This window comes from Streptomyces similanensis, from assembly GCF_039543625.1.
Lineage (GTDB): Bacteria > Actinomycetota > Actinomycetes > Streptomycetales > Streptomycetaceae > Streptomyces > Streptomyces similanensis.
This window is the reverse complement of sequence record NZ_BAABKC010000161.1, coordinates 1-560: the sequence shown is the minus strand read 5'-3', so window position 1 is coordinate 560 and position 560 is coordinate 1. Positions and strand designations below refer to the sequence as shown.

Annotated in this window: 1 protein-coding gene; it reads right to left on the bottom strand. The window is 69.5% G+C overall.

The window, feature by feature from the left end; translation table 11 throughout:
• Positions 1 to 363, bottom strand: a 363-nt coding sequence (locus ABEB07_RS39040; RefSeq protein WP_345672817.1) for an IS110 family transposase, incomplete at its 3' end; no start/stop codon positions are given.
• Positions 364 to 560: the final 197 nt, after the last annotated feature.

Below are 560 nucleotides of genomic sequence, written 5' to 3'. Positions count from 1 at the left end.
GTGGGGCATGGTGCGGGCGGCGTCGGCGATGACCGCGGCGTCCTTCGCGTCGGTCTTGGCCTCGCCCGGGTAGAGGTCGGCGATCCGGCGCATGGCCAGGCCGGGCAGGTAGGCGACCTGGCAGCCCGCGTCGCGAGCGACGGTCAGCGGGAGGGCTCCGATGGATGCCGGCTGGTCCACGATCACCAGCACGGTGCCGAACTTCGCGGTCAGCTTGTCGAAGACGGCCCGCAGTTTCGGCTCGCTGTTCGGCAGCTGCTTGTCGAAGACTTTCTTCCCGGCCGGGGTCAGCCCGTGGCCGTGGTGGCTGCTCTTGCCGACGTCCAGGCCGAGGAACACGCCCACGTCTTCGGTGTCGAACATCGTGTCTTTCCCAGGGGTGTTGACGGTGCCGGCCTCGGCTTCGGTGTCGTACTCGCGCATCCACGTTATGCAGACCTGCCATCCGCGGGCTGTCCGGCATTGCGCCGGACCGGGTGGCGGCCGGACCTCTCATCAGCGTCTCCGACGGCACCTCCCGGGCCCGGTGACACCACCCCCCAGGTCATCCGTTCGACAGG